The 17,275-nt window shown below is 59.4% G+C and carries 14 protein-coding genes; 5 read left to right on the top strand and 9 right to left on the bottom strand.

Annotation, left to right across the window (positions count from 1 at the left end):
* The first annotated feature begins 30 nt into the window (after window positions 1-30).
* Window positions 31-1,884: an SGNH/GDSL hydrolase family protein gene (locus FHT77_RS13935; RefSeq protein WP_183755584.1), complete on the top strand. Its 1,854-nt coding sequence runs from the start codon at window positions 31-33 to the stop codon at window positions 1,882-1,884.
* Here the strand turns inward: FHT77_RS13935 and FHT77_RS13930 are convergent.
* The 9 genes from FHT77_RS13930 to ung all read right to left on the bottom strand — a co-directional run bounded on the left by FHT77_RS13930 (window position 1,862) and on the right by ung (window position 11,805).
* A complete protein-coding gene (locus FHT77_RS13930) occupies window positions 1,862-2,455 on the bottom strand; it encodes a DapH/DapD/GlmU-related protein (RefSeq protein ID WP_183755583.1) in 594 nt (197 codons plus the stop codon). The genes FHT77_RS13935 and FHT77_RS13930 overlap by 23 nt on opposite strands.
* Window positions 2,455-3,789 carry a hypothetical protein gene (locus FHT77_RS13925; RefSeq protein ID WP_183755666.1) on the bottom strand — a complete coding sequence of 445 codons (1,335 nt, stop codon included), beginning with the start codon at window positions 3,787-3,789 and terminating at the stop codon, window positions 2,455-2,457. Before FHT77_RS13925 ends, FHT77_RS13930 begins: the two co-directional genes overlap by 1 nt.
* Window positions 3,789-5,087 carry an oligosaccharide flippase family protein gene (locus tag FHT77_RS13920; protein ID WP_183755582.1) on the bottom strand — a complete coding sequence of 433 codons (1,299 nt, stop codon included), beginning with the start codon at window positions 5,085-5,087 and terminating at the stop codon, window positions 3,789-3,791. The genes FHT77_RS13925 and FHT77_RS13920 overlap by 1 nt, the downstream gene beginning before the upstream one ends.
* Window positions 5,084-6,058: an NAD-dependent epimerase/dehydratase family protein gene (locus FHT77_RS13915; protein ID WP_183755581.1), complete on the bottom strand. Its 975-nt coding sequence runs from the start codon at window positions 6,056-6,058 to the stop codon at window positions 5,084-5,086. Before FHT77_RS13915 ends, FHT77_RS13920 begins: the two co-directional genes overlap by 4 nt.
* Before the next feature lie 16 nt (window positions 6,059-6,074).
* Window positions 6,075-7,340 carry a glycosyltransferase family 4 protein gene (locus tag FHT77_RS13910; protein WP_312859748.1) on the bottom strand — a complete coding sequence of 422 codons (1,266 nt, stop codon included), beginning with the start codon at window positions 7,338-7,340 and terminating at the stop codon, window positions 6,075-6,077.
* 66 nt (window positions 7,341-7,406) lie between these two features.
* Window positions 7,407-9,242 (bottom strand): GNVR domain-containing protein, encoded by a 1,836-nt coding sequence (locus FHT77_RS13905; RefSeq protein ID WP_246719827.1) that lies wholly within the window; start codon window positions 9,240-9,242, stop codon window positions 7,407-7,409.
* A gap of 169 nt (window positions 9,243-9,411) precedes the next feature.
* The gene (locus FHT77_RS13900) at window positions 9,412-10,020 is read right to left on the bottom strand and encodes an alpha/beta hydrolase (protein WP_183755580.1); all 609 of its coding nucleotides are present in this window, start codon (window positions 10,018-10,020) and stop codon (window positions 9,412-9,414) included.
* Window positions 10,021-10,031: 11 nt separating this feature from the next.
* Window positions 10,032-10,964, bottom strand: coding sequence for a VOC family protein (locus FHT77_RS13895; RefSeq protein ID WP_183755579.1), 933 nt, complete (start codon window positions 10,962-10,964; stop codon window positions 10,032-10,034).
* 139 nt (window positions 10,965-11,103) lie between these two features.
* The gene (gene ung, locus FHT77_RS13890) at window positions 11,104-11,805 is read right to left on the bottom strand and encodes a uracil-DNA glycosylase (RefSeq protein ID WP_183755578.1); all 702 of its coding nucleotides are present in this window, start codon (window positions 11,803-11,805) and stop codon (window positions 11,104-11,106) included.
* 152 nt (window positions 11,806-11,957) lie between these two features.
* Between ung and FHT77_RS13885 the strand changes: the two genes are divergently transcribed.
* The 4 genes from FHT77_RS13885 to FHT77_RS13870 all read left to right on the top strand — a co-directional run bounded on the left by FHT77_RS13885 (window position 11,958) and on the right by FHT77_RS13870 (window position 17,273).
* On the top strand, window positions 11,958-13,382 hold the full coding sequence (locus tag FHT77_RS13885) for a phosphomannomutase (protein WP_183755577.1): 1,425 nt from the start codon (window positions 11,958-11,960) through the stop codon (window positions 13,380-13,382).
* A 34-nt stretch (window positions 13,383-13,416) separates the two neighbouring features.
* Complete coding sequence (locus tag FHT77_RS13880) at window positions 13,417-14,844, top strand: mannose-1-phosphate guanylyltransferase/mannose-6-phosphate isomerase (protein ID WP_183755576.1); 1,428 nt, start codon at window positions 13,417-13,419, stop codon at window positions 14,842-14,844.
* Between the two features lie 95 nt (window positions 14,845-14,939).
* A complete protein-coding gene (locus tag FHT77_RS13875; protein WP_183755575.1) occupies window positions 14,940-16,256 on the top strand; it encodes a UDP-glucose dehydrogenase family protein in 1,317 nt (438 codons plus the stop codon).
* A complete protein-coding gene (locus FHT77_RS13870; protein ID WP_183755574.1) occupies window positions 16,257-17,273 on the top strand; it encodes an NAD-dependent epimerase in 1,017 nt (338 codons plus the stop codon).
* The last annotated feature ends 2 nt before the right edge of the window (window positions 17,274-17,275 follow it).

Raw genomic sequence — 17,275 nt, 5'->3', positions numbered from 1 at the left:
GTCCCATTTACTGTTGTGGAGGTCTCAATAATGTTTCTCGGTCTCGATATCAGTGCCGGCCGCCCCGCCCATCGCGACGGGACCAGGCTGCGCTCCATCGTCGCCTTCGGCGACAGTCTGACGGCAGGCGCGGGCGCATCTTCGTCAGACCACTCCTATCCCGCACTGGCAGCTTCGCTATTCAACCCACCTCGCACTGTCATTAATCGCGGGGTCGGCGGCCAGACCTCGACCCAGATCGCTGCCCGTCAGGGAGGCACGCCCCTGCTGCTCGCCGTCCAGGGTACTGAAACCAAGAACCTCTATCCCCGCAGCCGAGACTGGATGACCTCGTTTGATGCAGGCGTCATCAACGGACTCACTCACGAATTGGTAGCGGCAGGGGTTGATGAAAACGGACTTCCCTATGGCGACGTTCGCGTTCACGGAATGGCAACCGGATCGTTCACGGATGTCGGTCGACAGATATACAGCTCCATCGCCGCGAACCTGAAAGTCGAAGCTGGCAGCCGCTGGACTATCTCTGGCGAGGCTCAACTGGTTGGCGGCTCCGCCAGCGGCGTGAACGGTTTCAATCTCCTGCTCATTCAAGCTGACGAGGCCGGCGGCTACCTCAACGAAATCGCGTCGCCAGGTTTTCCACTCGATGGTGCGCGCAATTCCGTATCGGAAAGCGGTGAAGCAACCCACGCCTTTATTCGCTCGACCTTCCTGCTGAATGTTGCCGTCGGCAGCACTATCGACATCACGCTTCGCATCTTTCCGGGCCAGTTCGAGGCCGGCCCGCTGCGAACCTCCCTGCAACTCACACCTGGCGACGGAACGATCAACCTCTACAATCCGACCTTCTCTACGACATCCCGCTTCGGCACCGGCGCGAACGGCTGGACCCCGCGCGTCCAGGATGGCCACACAACCCCGCTACGGGTGGAAAGCAGCAAACTACTGGTCCGCAACGACGACGCCGGAATCCTTCGCGGCTGCGAGATCGCCCTGGCGGCGGTGCCACAGGGCAAAACCATTCGCGTCGGCTTCGATCTCGACTTCATCGAGGGTGGCGGCCTTGTCCAGATCGGCGGCCTCAATGCACCCGGTGGCAGTTGGGCGGCGGAAACCGCCGAAGGAAATGCAACCTCGGTTATCAGCTACAGTGGCCACCACGAGGTGATCTTAACCAGTGGCAACAGCACTTTCGGTAACGAGTCGTGCGGTGCGATCGCGTTTGTCAGCAGCGACAGCTATGTCACCTGGTCGCTTGACAACATCTCCATCGAGTGGGGCGATAGCAGCCCGCAAATTCCCGTCACCTACAAATCCGCGGACATCTTCATCGATTCCGGCGCTCACCGCGGCAGCGCTTCCGGCACGCTGGTCGGCATCAAAGGATCGATCTCCGCCGATGCCGCAGGCAATTGGAGCTTTACGCGAAGGTCCGCAGGCGACAGCGCCGGCGTGCCCTATTCCGCAACCTTCCTTTTGGACGACGCCATCGCGACACGAGGAGACGTCCAGTGGATCTGGGCCGGCCGCAACAACGCCAGCGCTCCAGCTACGGTTATGTCCGATATCGCAGCAATGGCAAATCGGGTAGCACGCGGGCGATATCTCGTTGGCTCGATCCTGCCTGCGGCAAGCGACACACCCGAGGCGATGCAGCAGATATCGGAGCTGAATGCGGCTCTCAAGACCGTCTACCAAAACCACTTTGTCGATCTTCAAGCTGCCCTTCAGTCCGCAGCCAACCAGACTTCTGGCGATCAGGAGGACGTGGCGGCCGGCCTGGTGCCACGATCGCTGCGGGCTGATGCAATCCATCTCAATGATCAAGGCTATGCGGTCGTCGCCGCCGCCTGGGCTGGCGTTACGATCGCCCAGGGCTGGTAAACAGCACGCGCTTGCGCAGGAAACGCGCCGGGTTGCCGGCAAAGATCGTCCAGGCCGGGACGTTGCTGAAGGCGACGCCACGCGCACCGAGGACGGAGCCCTCTTCTAAAATTACGCCGGGGCCGACAAAGGCCTCGGCCGCCACCCAGGCATTGGCCCCGATCGTGATCGGATGTGCCTCCAGCTGGAAATAGGGATCGTCCACTACATGACTACCGGCGCAAAGATGCGCGCCTTGTGAGATCACGGCATTCCGGCAGATGCGGATCGGCGCCATCGCATAGCAAATGACGCGCGGGCCAATCAGTGCGTTCTCTTCCATCACCAGGTTCGGTGGATACCAGATCCTCGCCGAACCATGAACGCGGGCGTTGGCCGCCAGTTGCGCGCCGAACATGCGGAGCAGCATCGCCCGCCATCGATGCAAGGGGGCGGGCGTCCAGCCAGCGAGAAGCATCCACGCGACCGCCCACGCGGCCCGTACCATCCTGTGCTGCAGCGAAAAGCTTGGACCGCCTGTGCGCGAACCGCTTTTCCTTGCGTCGAGGATGCCCAGGGCATGCTGTTCCATTACCATCGCCTCCAAGCTCGAACGGCGGCTAACTGTGCCGGTGGCTGGACGAACCGCCGGAGCGAGACCGAAAGCAGCTTCGCCACAAACAGCTGACAGAGGAAAAGCGGAAGCACCGCACCCACCGGCCCACGCAGAAGAATGGGCAAGGACGCTGCGATGAAGAATTGGAGTACGCGAACCCCGAAGAACCTGTCCTGGTTGAACCGGATCATCGCTCCCAGCAGAAATGCGCATGCGAAGCCGCCAAGCACGACGCCCACAAACCCGAAATCCATGTAGAAATCGCAGCCGAGAAAGAGGGAGAGGTTTGGCGTCCCGTACATGCCGGCGGCAAAGAGATCATTGCCGATATCAAGCCCGCCGACGATCGGTTTACCCGGCCAGACGGCGCGGGGAACGAAGAACAGTACGACAGCGGTCAGCTTTTCGCCCCACATGAGATCATGCGTCGACATGTAGCGGACGGAGTGGACAGCCATGTCGAACACGTCGACGGAAGGGATGTCAAAGAAATTCCCGACAACCGAGACCTGCGACAGATCCTGCAATCCCTCCAATCCTGAGCGTGTCGTTATATTGAGGATCGGAAACAGGATCGTCAGCGCCACCAGGCCACAAAGGTAGAATTTCGCCGCCGATAGCTTGCCACCAGCGAGTGCCAGGAACACGGGTCCCCACACCGCCAGCAGCACGAAGCGTGGTGCATTGAACGGGTTTCTGGCGACCGCCAGCAAAACCAGAACGAGCAGCAGCATCGACACCGCGGTAAGCCTACGCGGCGATAAGCGACAGTATGCTGCCACCAGGCAAGCACTCGCAGATTGAACGGCCAGAAATAGCATGCTCGCGATGAAGGGCTGCGAGCCATCCTGCTCCAAGCGCGATGAAAGCAGCCTTTCGAAGCCACCTTCGGACATGGCGAACAGGATGAAGGCAACGACGTTGAGGAAGAGGATGAAAGGGATGGCAGGTCGGACATCGGTCCCCACTGGCTGTTCATCGGATTGCATCGACACGAAGAGGAATGGGAAGGCAAAGACAACGACGACCAGCATCGCCAGAGCGTACTCGGCCGGATCGTAGGCGTAGGCCGTTATCGCAGTGGCGCCACCGATCCGGTCCCCATGAATTCGCTGCAACGGCGAGATCACAAAATAGATAAACAGACAGAACCAGAAAATGTCGCCAATCTGGAAATCGCGCGATCGCAGGCGCCCCAAACCGACGATCACAATGGCGAACAGCGGCAAGCTCAGGCCGACCACGAAAAGACTGTCGGCGAAAGGCAAGTTGAGGAGGTAGAGTGCCAGCACCGTCCCGAGCCTGATCATCACTTCCCTCGCCATGCCGGTAGACCACGACGAAAGAGCAGATACCAAAGGCCCAACGCGCCCGCGGCATGCGAGACCACCTCGGCAACCGCAAGCCCAGCAAGGCCAAGCCAGTAGCCGAGCGCGGCAGTTGCGACGAAACAGATCAGCATGGCGCCATTGGCCGACAAGGCGACCGCGCGGTAGTGCCCCAGTGCCTGTGCCGCCTGGGATAGCGTCAACACCAATGCACCGCTCAGTATCCCAAACGAGAAAAGACTGACAACACGGGCGGCGGCTGCGATCGCGGCATGTGTAGATCCGGCGATCAGCAAACCGGCTATCAAAAGGCCAGATGAACCAAATAAGGAAAGCCATGTGGCCAAGCGCTGAACGCCGAATGCTGTCCAAACCGGGCTGACGCTCGTGGCAATCCTGTGTACGAGCAGAGGAAACTGCGCTCGGCGGACAAATTCCAGGACCTGCGAGCCCGCTGCCGTAATCTGCCGACCGTAGAGAAAAATCGCCGTCGGTCCCTGGCCAAAAAGCAGTGAGCAGATAATGAGCTGGAATCGAAACGACAGCTGCCCAGGCAGTAGCGCAAGCAAGACCGACAACCCTTCGCGGACAAGGTCCGTGCAGCGTCGCCATGTCACCGATATCCTCCCAGGAGGGCGGCCGACATGGCAAAGGGTCAACAACTGCATGGTGACGGCGATGCCGCATCCCATCGACAAGGCCGCCCCGAGAATCAGACCAGACTGGTTGGCCGAAAGACCGCTCGCGGGCAGCAGCGCTGCCCCAGAGCAGAGGTACGTCGCCATGCCGGTCACCCCGCTCAGTCCACTCAGCTTCAGTCCATCAAGGATGCCGCCGGCGTTGAAAGCCCAGAATATGAGGGCCGGAGTGGCCGCTGTGAGGTAGGCGCAGCTGAAGTCATCCCGCGACCACAGCGCGTACGACAAACCAATCAATGAGACAGCAATGGCCACGCAAAGCCGCACGATGCTTCCGGACCAGAAGCAGTGTCGGATCTCCGCACCGTCACCCTTGACATCTGCTAAGGCAACTCTGCGGGCGACCGAGGCCATGCATCCAAAATCGACAATCATCAGCGCGAGAACAGCAAAGGAAAAACATGTCCCGAAGCGCGCCAGTAGCTCGAGTTCCCCCCGACCGACCAGCAGGGTCTGCGCAAGAAAGATCGATCCCTGCCCTATCCCGAAGCTCGCAATCAACAGCGCTGCGTTGCCGGTTCCCCGCCACGACAGGCCTCGCTCACCACGTACCTTTGCCTGGTGAGCACCGATCGCTGTCATGCGGCCACTCGGACCAACTGGCTCTCGATCCAGGCATAAGTTGCCTCCAAACCGGTAACGAGGCTTTGCGCTGGTCGCCAGCCCAGCTTCTCCTCGATCAAACGATTATCGGAGTTCCGCCCGCGGACACCAAGGGGACCGGGAATATGTCGCTTCTGAAGCCGCTTGCCGGCGATGGCACAGACCATGTCAACGAGCTGGTTGATAGTCACCATCTCGTCCGACCCGATGTTGACCGGCCCCTCGAAACCGGAGCGCATCAGGCGTGTCGTTCCCTCCAGACATTCGTCTATGTAGAGGAAAGAGCGGGTCTGCAGGCCATCACCCCAGATCTCGATTTCATCGCCATGCGAGGCGATCGCAACCTTGCGGCAGATTGCGGCTGGCGCTTTTTCCTTGCCGCCTTGCCATGTACCGGAAGGTCCGAAGATGTTGTGGTATCGCGCAACGCGGTTCTTCATTCCATGGTTGCGGTTGTAGGCGAGAAAGAGGCGCTCGGAGATGAGTTTCTCCCAGCCGTACTCGCTGTCTGGCGCGGCGGGATAGGCCGATGACTCCGCGCAATTGGGATTGTCCGGATCTTCCTGATTGTACGCAGGATAGATGCAGGCCGAAGAGGAGTAGAAAATTCGCTCGACATTCTGACGGCGGCAGATTTCGGCGACATTGAGGTTGATGGTTGCAGAATTGTGGATGATGTCGGCGTCGTGCTCGCCGGTGAAGATATACCCAGCCCCGCCCATGTCAGCGGCCATCTGGTAGACCTCGTCGAAGCGACCGTCGATGACCCTCTCGCAAACATCCTGCCGGCGAAGGTCACCCGCAATGAATTCGTCGGCTACCGTCGCTTCATATTCCGGATACTTGAGATCGACGCCGCGAACCCAGAACCCCTCATGCTTCAACCGTCGGACAAGGTGGCTGCCGATGAAGCCTCCGGCACCACAGACAAGAGCAGTTTTCCCCAGCACCTTACGCCCCCCAGCGCTATTTTGCCTGCAACTCCATCAAGAACAGCCGTTCAAGAATTCCCTCAAATCGATCCGCAATCCGATCAATCCCGAAACTTCTCTCGGCATACGCGCGACCATTTGCGCCAAGCTTCGCCCGGACCTCCGCACGCTCAGCCAACTGACGAAAATTGGTCACGAAATCTGCGTGATTGCCGGGTTCCGAAACGAGCCCGGCTTGCTCCCGCTCGAGGATTCTCCGCGCGAGATTTCCTGCAGGGATGGCGGCGAGCACTGGCTTCCCGGAGCAGAGGTAAGTGAGTACCTTCGACGGCACCGAAAAGATGCCAGCATCGGCTTCGATCATGGCGATCAGTATGTCGGCATCAGCCAACACTCCCGGCAGATCCGAGAATCGAACCCACGGTCGGACCACGAGACTGGTTATGCCTTCGGTCTTGGCACGATGCGCGAGCTCGTCTGCCGCGCGGCCCTCGGAGAGGACGTCAATCGTCACGGGCAGCGCTTTCGCCGCAGAAAGAAGAACCTCGGGATTGTGCTTGTAGCCCAACGTTCCCGCGTAAACGGCGTGTATCGTTCCATTTCCCGGCTTCGCTCGCCCTTGCGCGCTCAGATCATTCAGCGGCGCCCAATTTTCAATAACGGAAATATCGTGAGTTGAGACGCCGTTGTTGCAAAGAAACGGGACAAAGTCGTCCGTGATCGCGACGATATGGTCGCTTCCCCTCAAGAGGTCGTATTCGAGCTTACGATAGCGCTTGGCGACAAGGCTGCCGAGCACCGGAAGTTTACGGGGCAGGATGCGGCCGATCGCTTCGCTATAGATATCCTGAAGCCAGAAGACGAATTTTGCTCCGATCGCCCGTGTCGCTTTGTAGATCACGGCTTGGGTATCCAGCGGGGCGTTGGAGGAAATAACGACCTCCGGCCGAAATTGCTGGATTTGAACTGCAACCAACCGTCCGGTTTCGATCTCTTGGGACCTTCGCCTGAGGAAACTGTTCTTGTGAAAGACTCCGTCTAGACGAACACCTGCGATCTGCAAGCTCGTGGGATCATCCGAACGCTTCGTCAGGTCGCCCTTAGGGGTTTGAAAGCTCTCTGAATGGACGTGGAAAACCTGATGGCCGCGTTCTGCAAGACAGCGCGACAGCTCGACCTGAAAAGGGTGACCCGAGTAATCATGAATAAGTATACGCCGTCGGCAATTCATGTCTTTTCTCAGATGAAATGAAGAAAAAGATGCCGCAAATTGACCGCCCCAGCAGAAAGCCGCCGCCACTGCTGTATTCCAACCACCCCCGCGCAGCCTGCTGCTCGGTTGAATCGTACTCCACACACGCAGTTCTCAGGCACTTGCCAGAACATAATGCCCTCCGACCGCAAACCACTTGCGTTGATCCTGTCTGTTCAGCACCGCGATAATTGGCGCGGGATCTTTCGCATGGCCTTTTAGAGCCGCGACGGCCTTTCGCGCAGCCTTTTGTGGCGTTGTCGCCCACTGCACGACGAAGAGCACAGCGTCACTCAGCCGAGCGAGATAGAGCGCATCAACCGCCGCCTCCACCGGAGGCGTGTCGATGACAATATAGTCGAAGTGCTGGCGTGCTCGCTCCAGCAGCTTCCTGACCCGCGGCCCCATCAGAAGCTCGTCCGTCGGAAATTCGGCGGGCCGTGCGCCGAGGATCACGGAGAGGTTGGTAGCGTGATCTGTCACCACCATGTTCGCGAGACCGGGATCAGGCTCGCCACGCAAAAGATTGACGAATGCCGATGTCGGCTCGCGATCGACGTGCCGATGGATGCTGGGCTTGCGAAGGTCGCAATCGACGAGCAGTGTCCGCTTTCCGGCCAAAGCATAGGTACGTGCCAGGGAGGTCGCGAGCGTTGACCTTCCCTCTCCAGAGAGCGCCGAAGCGACCATAACGACGACGCCTGTTTCGGTCTCAGGTTCGAGGAGCCCGGCATTTCGCAATAACGTCTGATCCAGCGACACGCGGATGCGTCGCAGTGATTCAGAGAAGAGCGAGAGCGGGGCTGACATGATCGTGTCGGAAAGGCCTCGCCCGTGCGGCTTTTCAACCTCGCTGCCTGCCTGATCCGGCGTTACCGAGGCGAGCGGAATGTTCAGTACTGCGCTTACCTGATCCTCACTTGTAAAGCCGCCTATAAAGAATTCCCGGAGCAAGGCGCCTCCAATGCCCAGACCCAGCGCCAGGATGGCCATCACTGCGAGCACAAGACCTTTCCTCGGATACGATGGCTCGATCGGGGCGAGCGCTGCGGATACTATGCGACTGTCGGCGACCTGGAGACTCGCCTGCGCCTCGAAATCCTGCAGTCGCGTCAAAAGGTTCTGATATTGGGTCCTTGCGACCTGCGCCGATTGCTGCAGCGCATAGTATTGCGTGAGAATTTCCGAGGATATACCGCGCCCGTAGTTTGGGCCGCGCGCGTCGGAAGCGGTTTCGCCAAATTGCGCGTCCGCGAGCCGCAACTGCTGCAGCGATCCGGCGGCTTGGAGATTGCCATGGGAGGTGACGAACAGATCGAGATTTCGCTCATTCTGCGCAAGGACGTCTCGAGCGGCCGTGACCTGATGCTCGAGAATCTTGCCGGCCGAGACCGTATTCGCGACTTTTGCCTCGACCTGTTTCTTGATGTAGACAGCCGTCACAAGATTTGCGAGCCGCGCCGCCTTCTCGGCATCCTTCGACGTCACACCGACGGTGATAAGATAGGTCAGACCTTCGCGGCGAACCCGGACCGCGTACCTGAAAGAGTCAAGAACGGCCCCAATCGCCTTGTCGCCCGACGACGCCGTCCGCTTGAGGCCAACGACGGCCAGTAGCGGTTCCATGAAACCATTGGATGTAAACTCCGGGTCGGAGAGGAGATTGCCGTCCCTTATGGCGTCGAGGAGCACTGCATCGGATCGAACGATGCGAACCTCGCCCTCTACTCGGGAGTTGTCGGTCAGGCCGCTTGTGGCGGCAGTATTGGGATCGAGAAGATTCTTTGAACTCGTATCGACAAGAACCAGCGACTGAGCGGTATACCGCGGCGTGAGAGAGAAGAGGACAGCAACACTCAGCAGGAAGATCGGCAGAGCCACCGCTAGTATTGTACGGACTTGCCGGTGGGCTAGTCCAATCAGCATTCGAAGGTCTGCGACATCGTTCATGCGAATGCAAACCCTCAACCGATACAGCCGAATACTCGCTCAGGTTTTATCGCGCAAACAATTACCACAGCAGGGACGCTTCACAACCACAGATAATCCTATTGGATTATCACCCCCTGCATTTGAATGAAGCCTGCCGGATGGTCGAGGGCCATCCGACAGGAGTTGCTTAGCGATACGGCTCGAAGAACCTCTGAATGGCATCGATTTCGTTCTGCCTGATATCGTGCCCACCGGCATGCCATTCTGTCGCGATGGAAGCATTCTGCGCCTCAAAATACTCCGCCAAGGCCCTCGTCACGGGCGCAGGACTGATCGGATCGCGCTCGCCGGCAGTGATCAGTACCTTTCGTCCGCCGAGCGCTGGATTTGCCTTCGGTTGAAACGGGATCAGCGGGTGCATCAGAACCGAAGCATTGAACAATCCCTTTTCGATCAGCACGTTGGCAAGGATATTTGCGCCGTTCGAGAAGCCAAGCCCGAGGACATCGGTCGCCTCATGTTCTTTCGCAAGCGTTGCGACAAAGGACACCATCTTTTCCGTTGCTCGAGCAAGATCCGCCATATCGTAGACGCCCTCGCCGGTACGCTTGAAAAAGCGTGCTGCGCCGAACTCGGAAACATCGCCGCGCGGCGATACGATCGTCGCTTCCGGCAACAAGCGTCGCCCAAAGTCAAAAAACTGGTTTTCGTCGCCGCCCGTTCCGTGCAGCACGACAAGAATGGGCTTTCCGGGTGCACCGGCCTGGAGCCGGTGCACATAGCTGTTATCGGTCATCGTGTGTCCCCTTAGGCTTCCAACGGCTGCAGGTGCTGCTCGATAAGAGCGCGCATGTGCTGATGTTGCTGCGGCAGTTTCAGTGCTTCGCCGAGATGCGCCGTGTCCTCGTCACGGTTGAAGCCGGGTTCGTTGGTAGCAATCTCAAACAAGATGCCACCTGGGGTGCGGAAGTAGATCGCCCAGAAGTAATCGCGGTCGATGACAGGCGTAACCTGATATCCCGTATCCATCAGCGCTTTGCGCACTTCGAGCTGCTTCTCGCGATTCTCCACGGCGAAAGCGACATGGTGCACCGAACCTGCGCCTGGCAGAGCTCGCGAGAGGTTTGGCATGGTTTCCAGGTCGACGAGATGGGCACCGTTTCCGCCGGGAATGGTCAGGCGCTTCACGCCGTCGCGCTCTTCCTGGACTTCGTAGCCCATGAATCTAAGCAACTCGGACGTGGCGCCGTCATCGCGCAGTCGCATGGCGACCGAGTGAAACCCGCGGATCGCGTGGTCCTCGCTGATGCCGCCGTGCGTCCAGGGCAGACGATCGTCTTCCTTGACTTCAACCAGCGCAAAGCCGTCGCCATCGGGACCGCCAAAGTTCAGGCGCTTTTCACCGAATGCTTCCTCGGTCTTCAGGCCGGTGACATTCAATTTGTTCAAACGATCGCTCCAGAAACCGAGCGAACCCTGCGGGACCGAGAAAACAGTGGTCCCGACCTCACCGGTTCCCGGACGTCCTTGCGGCATCTTCGGGAACGGGAAGTAGGTCATGATCGTACCTGGTGCGCCGGTCTCATCGCCATAGTAGAGGTGATAGACGTCAGGCGCGTCGAAGTTCACAGTCTTCTTGACGCGGCGCAGACCGAGCGCATTGGTGAAAAACTGGTTGTTGGTGCGGGCATCCTCCGCCATCGATGTGACGTGGTGCAGACCCTTGATTTGATCGAGCATTTGAGACCCCTTTCTTGCCCGCCTCGCGGGCTTCGGATGGGATATAGATGATCGCTAAGGGTCGATCGGAATAGCCCCGACGACCAGAACGCATTGTCTCCTTTTAGTGAACGACAAATAAAGATCGTTCAGAAAGAGCCTAAAGATCAGTTGGGTTCGTGGGCAACTGCCAGTCGATTGGCGCCCGGCCGCGCGCCTGCAAGAAGGCATTGGCCTTGGAAAAATGGCCAGAGCCAAAGAAGCCGCTGTGTGCGGAAAGTGGCGACGGATGCGGCGCCTTCAACACCAGATGACGCGACGTATCCACGAAGGCGGCCTTCCTTTGCGCATAGGAGCCCCAAAGCATGAAGACCACAGCGTTGCATTCGTCGTTGACCTTGCGAATGACAGCGTCGGTGAAGCGCTCCCACCCCTTGCCCTGGTGCGATGCAGCCTGAGCCTCCTCGACCGTCAGCACGCTGTTCAGCAACAGCACGCCCTGCCGCGCCCAATGTTCCAGAAATCCATGCCGCGCCGGCTGAACTCCCAGGTCGCTTTTCATTTCCTTGTAAATATTGACGAGTGAGGGCGGAATTCGCACGCCCGGTCGGACGCTGAAGCAAAGGCCATGCGCTTGCCCGAGGCCATGATAAGGGTCCTGCCCGAGGATCACGACCTTGACGTCCGCCAGTGGCGTGAGGTCGAGAGCGCGGAAGTACTCAGACCCCTTCGGAAAGATCCTTTTTCCTCCCTGCTTCTGGGCGACGAGGAACGCCTTTAGCTGCTGCATGTAGAGACTGGAGAATTCGCCAGCGAGAGCGTTCTTCCAGCTCTCCTCCAGCGCGATCGATTGTTCATCCATTGACAGTCCTCATCCGCTTCTGCGCGCTTTCAACTTGCCTCGAGGCGGGAATTGGCGGACATTTTATTGTTGGCCGTCGGCAATATTTACAAATGCGGGGTAGATTGCGTTCAAATCGCAGGTGAATTCAAGCGCGTCGGGAACCTTTCAAGATGAAATTCGGAACAAGTGGACTTCGCGGCCTGTCTGTCGACCTCAAGGGGCGCACTTCGGCACTTTATGCCACCGCGTTCGGACGCTACCTGCTCGACAGCGGACTGGCGCGCGCGGGCGACGCCATCCTGATCGGCCGGGACTACCGAGATTCGAGTCCAGAAATCACAGCCAACTGCACTGATGCTCTTGTCAGCCTCGGCTTCGATGTCCAGGACTGCGGCACGGCGCCGACGCCAGCCCTTGCGCTTTATGGTCTCCAGCAAAAGGCCGCCTGTCTGATGGTGACCGGTTCGCACATACCTGCTGATCGTAACGGCATCAAGTTCTATCGGCCGGACGGCGAAATCGACAAAGCAGACGAGGCGGCAATCACCGCTTTGGCAACAGAACTCGATCGTACCGGCTTTGCGTTTGCGCCCCGCGGCACACGTCCGCACGAGGTTTCGTCCGAATGCCTGACGGCCTTCCGCGAACGGAATGCCAATATTCTTCCCGCGGGCGCGCTTGCTGGCCTCAAGGTCGGCATCTACCAGCATAGCACGGTCGCCCGCGACCTGCTTGTGGATCTATTGAAGCATTACGGCGCGACAGTTGTCCCGTTTGGCCGGTCAGAGACATTCATTCCTGTCGACACCGAAGCCGTTTCCGAAGAAACGATTGCCAAACTGACGGATGCCGCCAGACAACATGACCTCGATGCGATCGTCTCCGCCGATGGGGATGGCGATCGTCCGCTGGTGACAGATGAGACGGGCACGCCGCTGCGCGGTGATCTTCTCGGATTGATCGCCACAAAATTCCTCGGCGCGACCTCGGTGGTTACCCCTATTACATCGAATTCCGGGATAGAGGCTGCCGGGAGCTTCAGCGTCATTCGCACCCGCGTCGGCTCCCCCTTTGTGATATCGGGCATGCAGGAGGCGATCGCATCGGGCCAGAACCATGTCGCGGGCTTCGAGGCAAACGGAGGCGTGCTGACCGCGAACGGCTTCGACATCAACGGCCACACGCTGCGCGCGCTTCCGACGCGCGATTGCTTCGTGCCCATCCTGGCGACGCTGTTTCTTGCAGCATCCAAACGGCAGCCGCTTTCGGTCATCGTTGCTTCCTACGGCCTGCCGTTTGCCATGGCTGACCGTCTCGAAGACTTTCCGGTTGAGACAAGTGCCCGTCTGATGGCGCATCTCCGTTCCGGGTCTTCCAACCTCGCGGCGTTTCTGGAGCCGATCGGCAAAGTTGGCAGCGTCAGCGATATCGACGGGCTGCGTGTCACGCTGAAGGACCGACGAATCATTCATTTCCGTCCCTCCGGAAATGCTCCGGAAATGCGCTGCTACGTTGAGGCAGAAGGCGAAGCCGCCGCCGCCGCGTTGCTCGGTGCCGGACTGCAACGCATCCGCTGGTGGGCCAAGACGAACTGATCGACCAAGCAAGAGATAGTCAAGGATATTAGAGATGACGAAGAAGATCGTTCCCGTGATCATGGCAGGCGGCAAAGGTACTCGGCTTTGGCCATTGTCACGCGCTGCAGCACCGAAGCAGTTCATCCGTTTCGTTGGCGACAAGACACTTTTTCAGGAAACGCTGCGGCGCGTGTCCGATCCCGCGCTCTACGAAGCGCCCGTGATTCTTACCAACGAAGAATTCCGCTTTCTCGTCGCCGAGCAAGCGCGTGAGCTGGACATCGACCTCGCCGCCATCTTGCTCGAACCGGTTGCCCGCAATACCGCCGCCGCCGTAGCCGCCGCTGCGACGCTGGTACGCGACCGTTTTGACGAGGACACCATTATGCACGTGCTCGGCTCCGACTACGAAATCGTTGCCGACGACACCTACTTTGGCTGTGTCAACATTGCTGCCGCTACGGCGGCCGAGGGAAAGCTGGCAACTTTCGGCATACAGCCGACCGAGCCTGCAACGGGCTACGGCTACATCGAGGGTGGGGAGCAGCTTCCTTCGGGTGCTCGGGTGGTGGCACGATTCATCGAAAAGCCGCCACTCGCCAATGCAGAAGAAATGCTCGCCGCTGGCGGTTTCTATTGGAATTCCGGCATGTTCATGTTTTCGGTTTCGCGTCTGCTCGCCGAAATGCGCACCTATGCTGCACCGGTATTGAAGGCAGCAGCCGACTCGCTCGCAAAAAGCGTCAGGGATCTCGACTTCATCCGTCTCGACAAGGCAGCGTTCTCCGCGGCCCCGAACATCTCGATCGACTACGCGATCATGGAGAAGACGAGCAACGCCGCCGTCGTCCCCTCGCCGTTCAAGTGGTCCGACCTCGGCAGCTGGGATTCCGTCTGGAAGAGCGGTAGCCGCGATGAATATGGCAATGTGGCAGCCGGCAATACGACGGTCGTCAACACCAAGAACTCGCTCATCATGACACATGGTGTACACCTCGCCGTCCAGGGCATGGACGATATCGCTGTCATCGCCAGCGAGGACGCCGTGTATGTCGGCCGACTGCAGGACAGCCAGGACGTCGGCAACCTCGTGAAGATGCTCGCCTCCGCCCCCACGACATCGCAGCTGACCGAGACCCATCCCACCTCCTACCGGCCTTGGGGCGGCTATACCTCGGTGCTGAACGGCGACCGCTTCCAGGTGAAACGCATCTTCGTCACGCCGGGCAAGAAACTGTCACTACAGAAGCACCACCACCGCTCCGAGCATTGGATCGTCGTCAAGGGCACGGCCGAGGTGACCATCGGCGAGAACGTGCAGATGCTGAGAGAGAACGAATCCGTCTACATCCCGCTCGGCGAAATCCATCGCCTGGCCAACCCGGGCAAGATCATGCTCGAGCTGATCGAAGTGCAGACCGGATCCTATCTCGGCGAAGACGATATCATCCGTATCGTGGACGAGTTCGGCCGCAGCTGATCACTGTTGTCTTGAACTTATAAACTTCCCCCTGTAACACCATCGCGGCTCCGCCAACCGGCCGGGCCGCGATCGCCGTCTCAGGGAATGAATCCATGCGTATTGTGATGATTGGCTCGGGCTATGTCGGCCTTGTCTCCGGTGCCTGCCTCGCCGATTTCGGCCATCATGTCACCTGCGTCGACAAATCGGCCGCGAAGATCGACGCGCTGGAAGCTGGCCAAGTTCCGATTTTTGAACCCGGTCTCGACGCCATCATCGAGCATAACCGCACTGCCGGCCGCCTCGACTTTTCCAAGGATCTGGCGTCTCCAGTTGCCGAGGCGGATGTCGTCTTCATCGCGGTCGGAACACCTTCGCGCCGCGGCGATGGCCACGCCGACTTGAGCTACGTCTATGCCGCGACCCGCGAGATCGCGGCAGCCGTTTCCGGGTTTACCGTTATCGTCACCAAGTCCACTGTTCCTGTCGGCACCGGTGATGAAATCGAGCGCATTTTCCGCGACGAGTTCCCGGAGAAGGATATTGCGGTCGTCTCCAACCCCGAATTCCTGCGCGAAGGCGCGGCGATCACGGACTTCAAACGCCCGGATCGCATCGTCATCGGCACTGAAGAGCCGCGCGCCGTGGAAGTCATGCGTGAAGTCTATCGCCCGCTCTACCTCAACGAAGCGCCGCTTTATTTCTGCGAACGCCGCACCTCTGAGCTCATCAAGTACGCCGCCAACGCCTTCCTGGCGATGAAGATCACCTTCATCAACGAGATCGCAGACCTCTGCGAACAGCTCGGCGCCGATGTGCAGAAGGTCGCCAAGGGCATCGGGATGGACAAGCGCATCGGCGACAAGTTTCTGCATGCCGGCCCCGGTTACGGCGGTTCATGCTTCCCCAAGGATACGCTGGCACTGGTCAAGACCGCACAGGATCATGACAGCCCGGTTCGCCTGATCGAGACGACAGTCGCGATCAATGACAACCGCAAGCGCGCCATGGGCCGCAAGGTCATCGCAGCCTGCGACGGTAATGTTCGGGGCAAGAAGATCGCTATCCTCGGCCTGACCTTCAAGCCGAATACCGACGACATGCGTGACGCGCCGTCGATCACCATCATCCAGGCGCTGCTGGACGGTGGCGCCAAGGTTCACGCCTTCGACCCGGAAGGCATGGAGATGGCGAAGGAAGTCATCGGCCCGATCACCTACGGCAAGGACCCATACGACATTGCCGACGGTGCCGACGCCATTGTCATCGTGACGGAATGGGACGAGTTCCGCGCGCTCGATTTCAAGCGGCTGAAGTCTATGGTGAGAACCCCTGTTGTCGTCGACCTGCGCAACATCTACCCGGTCGTCGAAGTGACAAAGCACGGCTTCAGCTACTTTGCAGTCGGAAAGAAGAACGAGAAGAAGTAGATGCGTTATTTCATCACCGGCACCGCAGGCTTCATCGGTTTTCATCTCGCCCGCCGCCTGCTGCAGGAGGGCCACGAAGTCACCGGCTTCGATGGCATGACGCACTACTACAACATCAAGCTGAAGCACATGCGTAATGCGGCGCTGGCACAGTTTCCTGCCTTCCGCCCGGTGACGGCGATGCTGGAAGACCGCAATGCCCTGGAAGGCGCCATCACGGACGTAAGGCCGGATGTGCTGGTCCACCTCGCAGCACAGGCCGGTGTGCGCTACAGCCTGGAAAACCCGCGCGCTTACCTGACATCAAATCTGGAAGGCTCCTGGAACATCCTGGAGATTGCCAAGGATGTCGGTGTCAGCCATCTCATGCTGGCATCGACGTCGTCCATCTATGGCGCCAATCCGACCGTTCCATTTCGTGAGACAGACCGTGCGGACGAACCGCTGACCTTCTACGCGGCGACGAAGAAATCGATGGAACTGATGGCGCACAGCTACGCCCATCTCCACAAGATCCCGACGACAGCCTTCCGCTTCTTCACTGTCTACGGCCCTTGGGGACGTCCCGATATGGCCCTCTTCAAGTTCGTCAAGAGCATGCTGGAAGACCAGCCGATCGAGATCTACGGCGAAGGCAAGATGAGCCGCGACTTCACCTATATCGATGACCTCGTGGAGGCGATCCTCCGGCTCTCTTCCGTCGTTCCCTCGGAAGCCAATCGCGTGGCCGACGAACGGGTGGAGACCCTCTCACATCAGGCGCCGTTCCGCGTCGTCAACATCGGCGGCGGTCAGCCCGAAAACCTGATGACCTTTGTCGAGACCGTCGAAAGGGCACTCGGCCAGCCGGCCAAGCGCAAGATGCTGCCGATGCAGAAGGGTGACGTGCCGCGCACCTTTGCCAGCCCCGACCTGTTGATGGCGCTGACCGGCTACAAGCCGGAGACAACGCTGGATATCGGCATCAAGGCATTCGTCGACTGGTATCTGGAAGCACGCGGCGAGCTCGAGCCGTAGAC

It is taken from the genome of Rhizobium sp. BK181, from assembly GCF_014193305.1.
In the GTDB taxonomy this organism is placed as follows: domain Bacteria; phylum Pseudomonadota; class Alphaproteobacteria; order Rhizobiales; family Rhizobiaceae; genus Rhizobium.
The sequence above is the reverse complement of the archived record's forward strand: the minus strand, read 5'-3'. Positions and strand labels throughout refer to the sequence as shown.

Bases quoted from the DNA above. Each gene is read 5' to 3' on its own strand.
- FHT77_RS13885 (WP_183755577.1), top strand. From the start codon at position 11,958: ATGAAATTCGGAACAAGTGGACTTCGCGGCCTGTCTGTCGACCTCAAG.
- ung (WP_183755578.1), bottom strand. From the start codon at position 11,805: ATGGATGAACAATCGATCGCGCTGGAGGAGAGCTGGAAGAACGCTCTC.
- FHT77_RS13880 (WP_183755576.1), top strand. From the start codon at position 13,417: ATGACGAAGAAGATCGTTCCCGTGATCATGGCAGGCGGCAAAGGTACT.
- FHT77_RS13905 (WP_246719827.1), bottom strand. From the start codon at position 9,242: ATGAACGATGTCGCAGACCTTCGAATGCTGATTGGACTAGCCCACCGG.
- FHT77_RS13900 (WP_183755580.1), bottom strand. From the start codon at position 10,020: ATGACCGATAACAGCTATGTGCACCGGCTCCAGGCCGGTGCACCCGGA.
- FHT77_RS13930 (WP_183755583.1), bottom strand. From the start codon at position 2,455: ATGGAACAGCATGCCCTGGGCATCCTCGACGCAAGGAAAAGCGGTTCG.
- FHT77_RS13935 (WP_183755584.1), top strand. From the start codon at position 31: ATGTTTCTCGGTCTCGATATCAGTGCCGGCCGCCCCGCCCATCGCGAC.
- FHT77_RS13920 (WP_183755582.1), bottom strand. From the start codon at position 5,087: ATGACAGCGATCGGTGCTCACCAGGCAAAGGTACGTGGTGAGCGAGGC.
- FHT77_RS13870 (WP_183755574.1), top strand. From the start codon at position 16,257: ATGCGTTATTTCATCACCGGCACCGCAGGCTTCATCGGTTTTCATCTC.
- FHT77_RS13895 (WP_183755579.1), bottom strand. From the start codon at position 10,964: ATGCTCGATCAAATCAAGGGTCTGCACCACGTCACATCGATGGCGGAG.
- FHT77_RS13925 (WP_183755666.1), bottom strand. From the start codon at position 3,789: ATGATCAGGCTCGGGACGGTGCTGGCACTCTACCTCCTCAACTTGCCT.
- FHT77_RS13875 (WP_183755575.1), top strand. From the start codon at position 14,940: ATGCGTATTGTGATGATTGGCTCGGGCTATGTCGGCCTTGTCTCCGGT.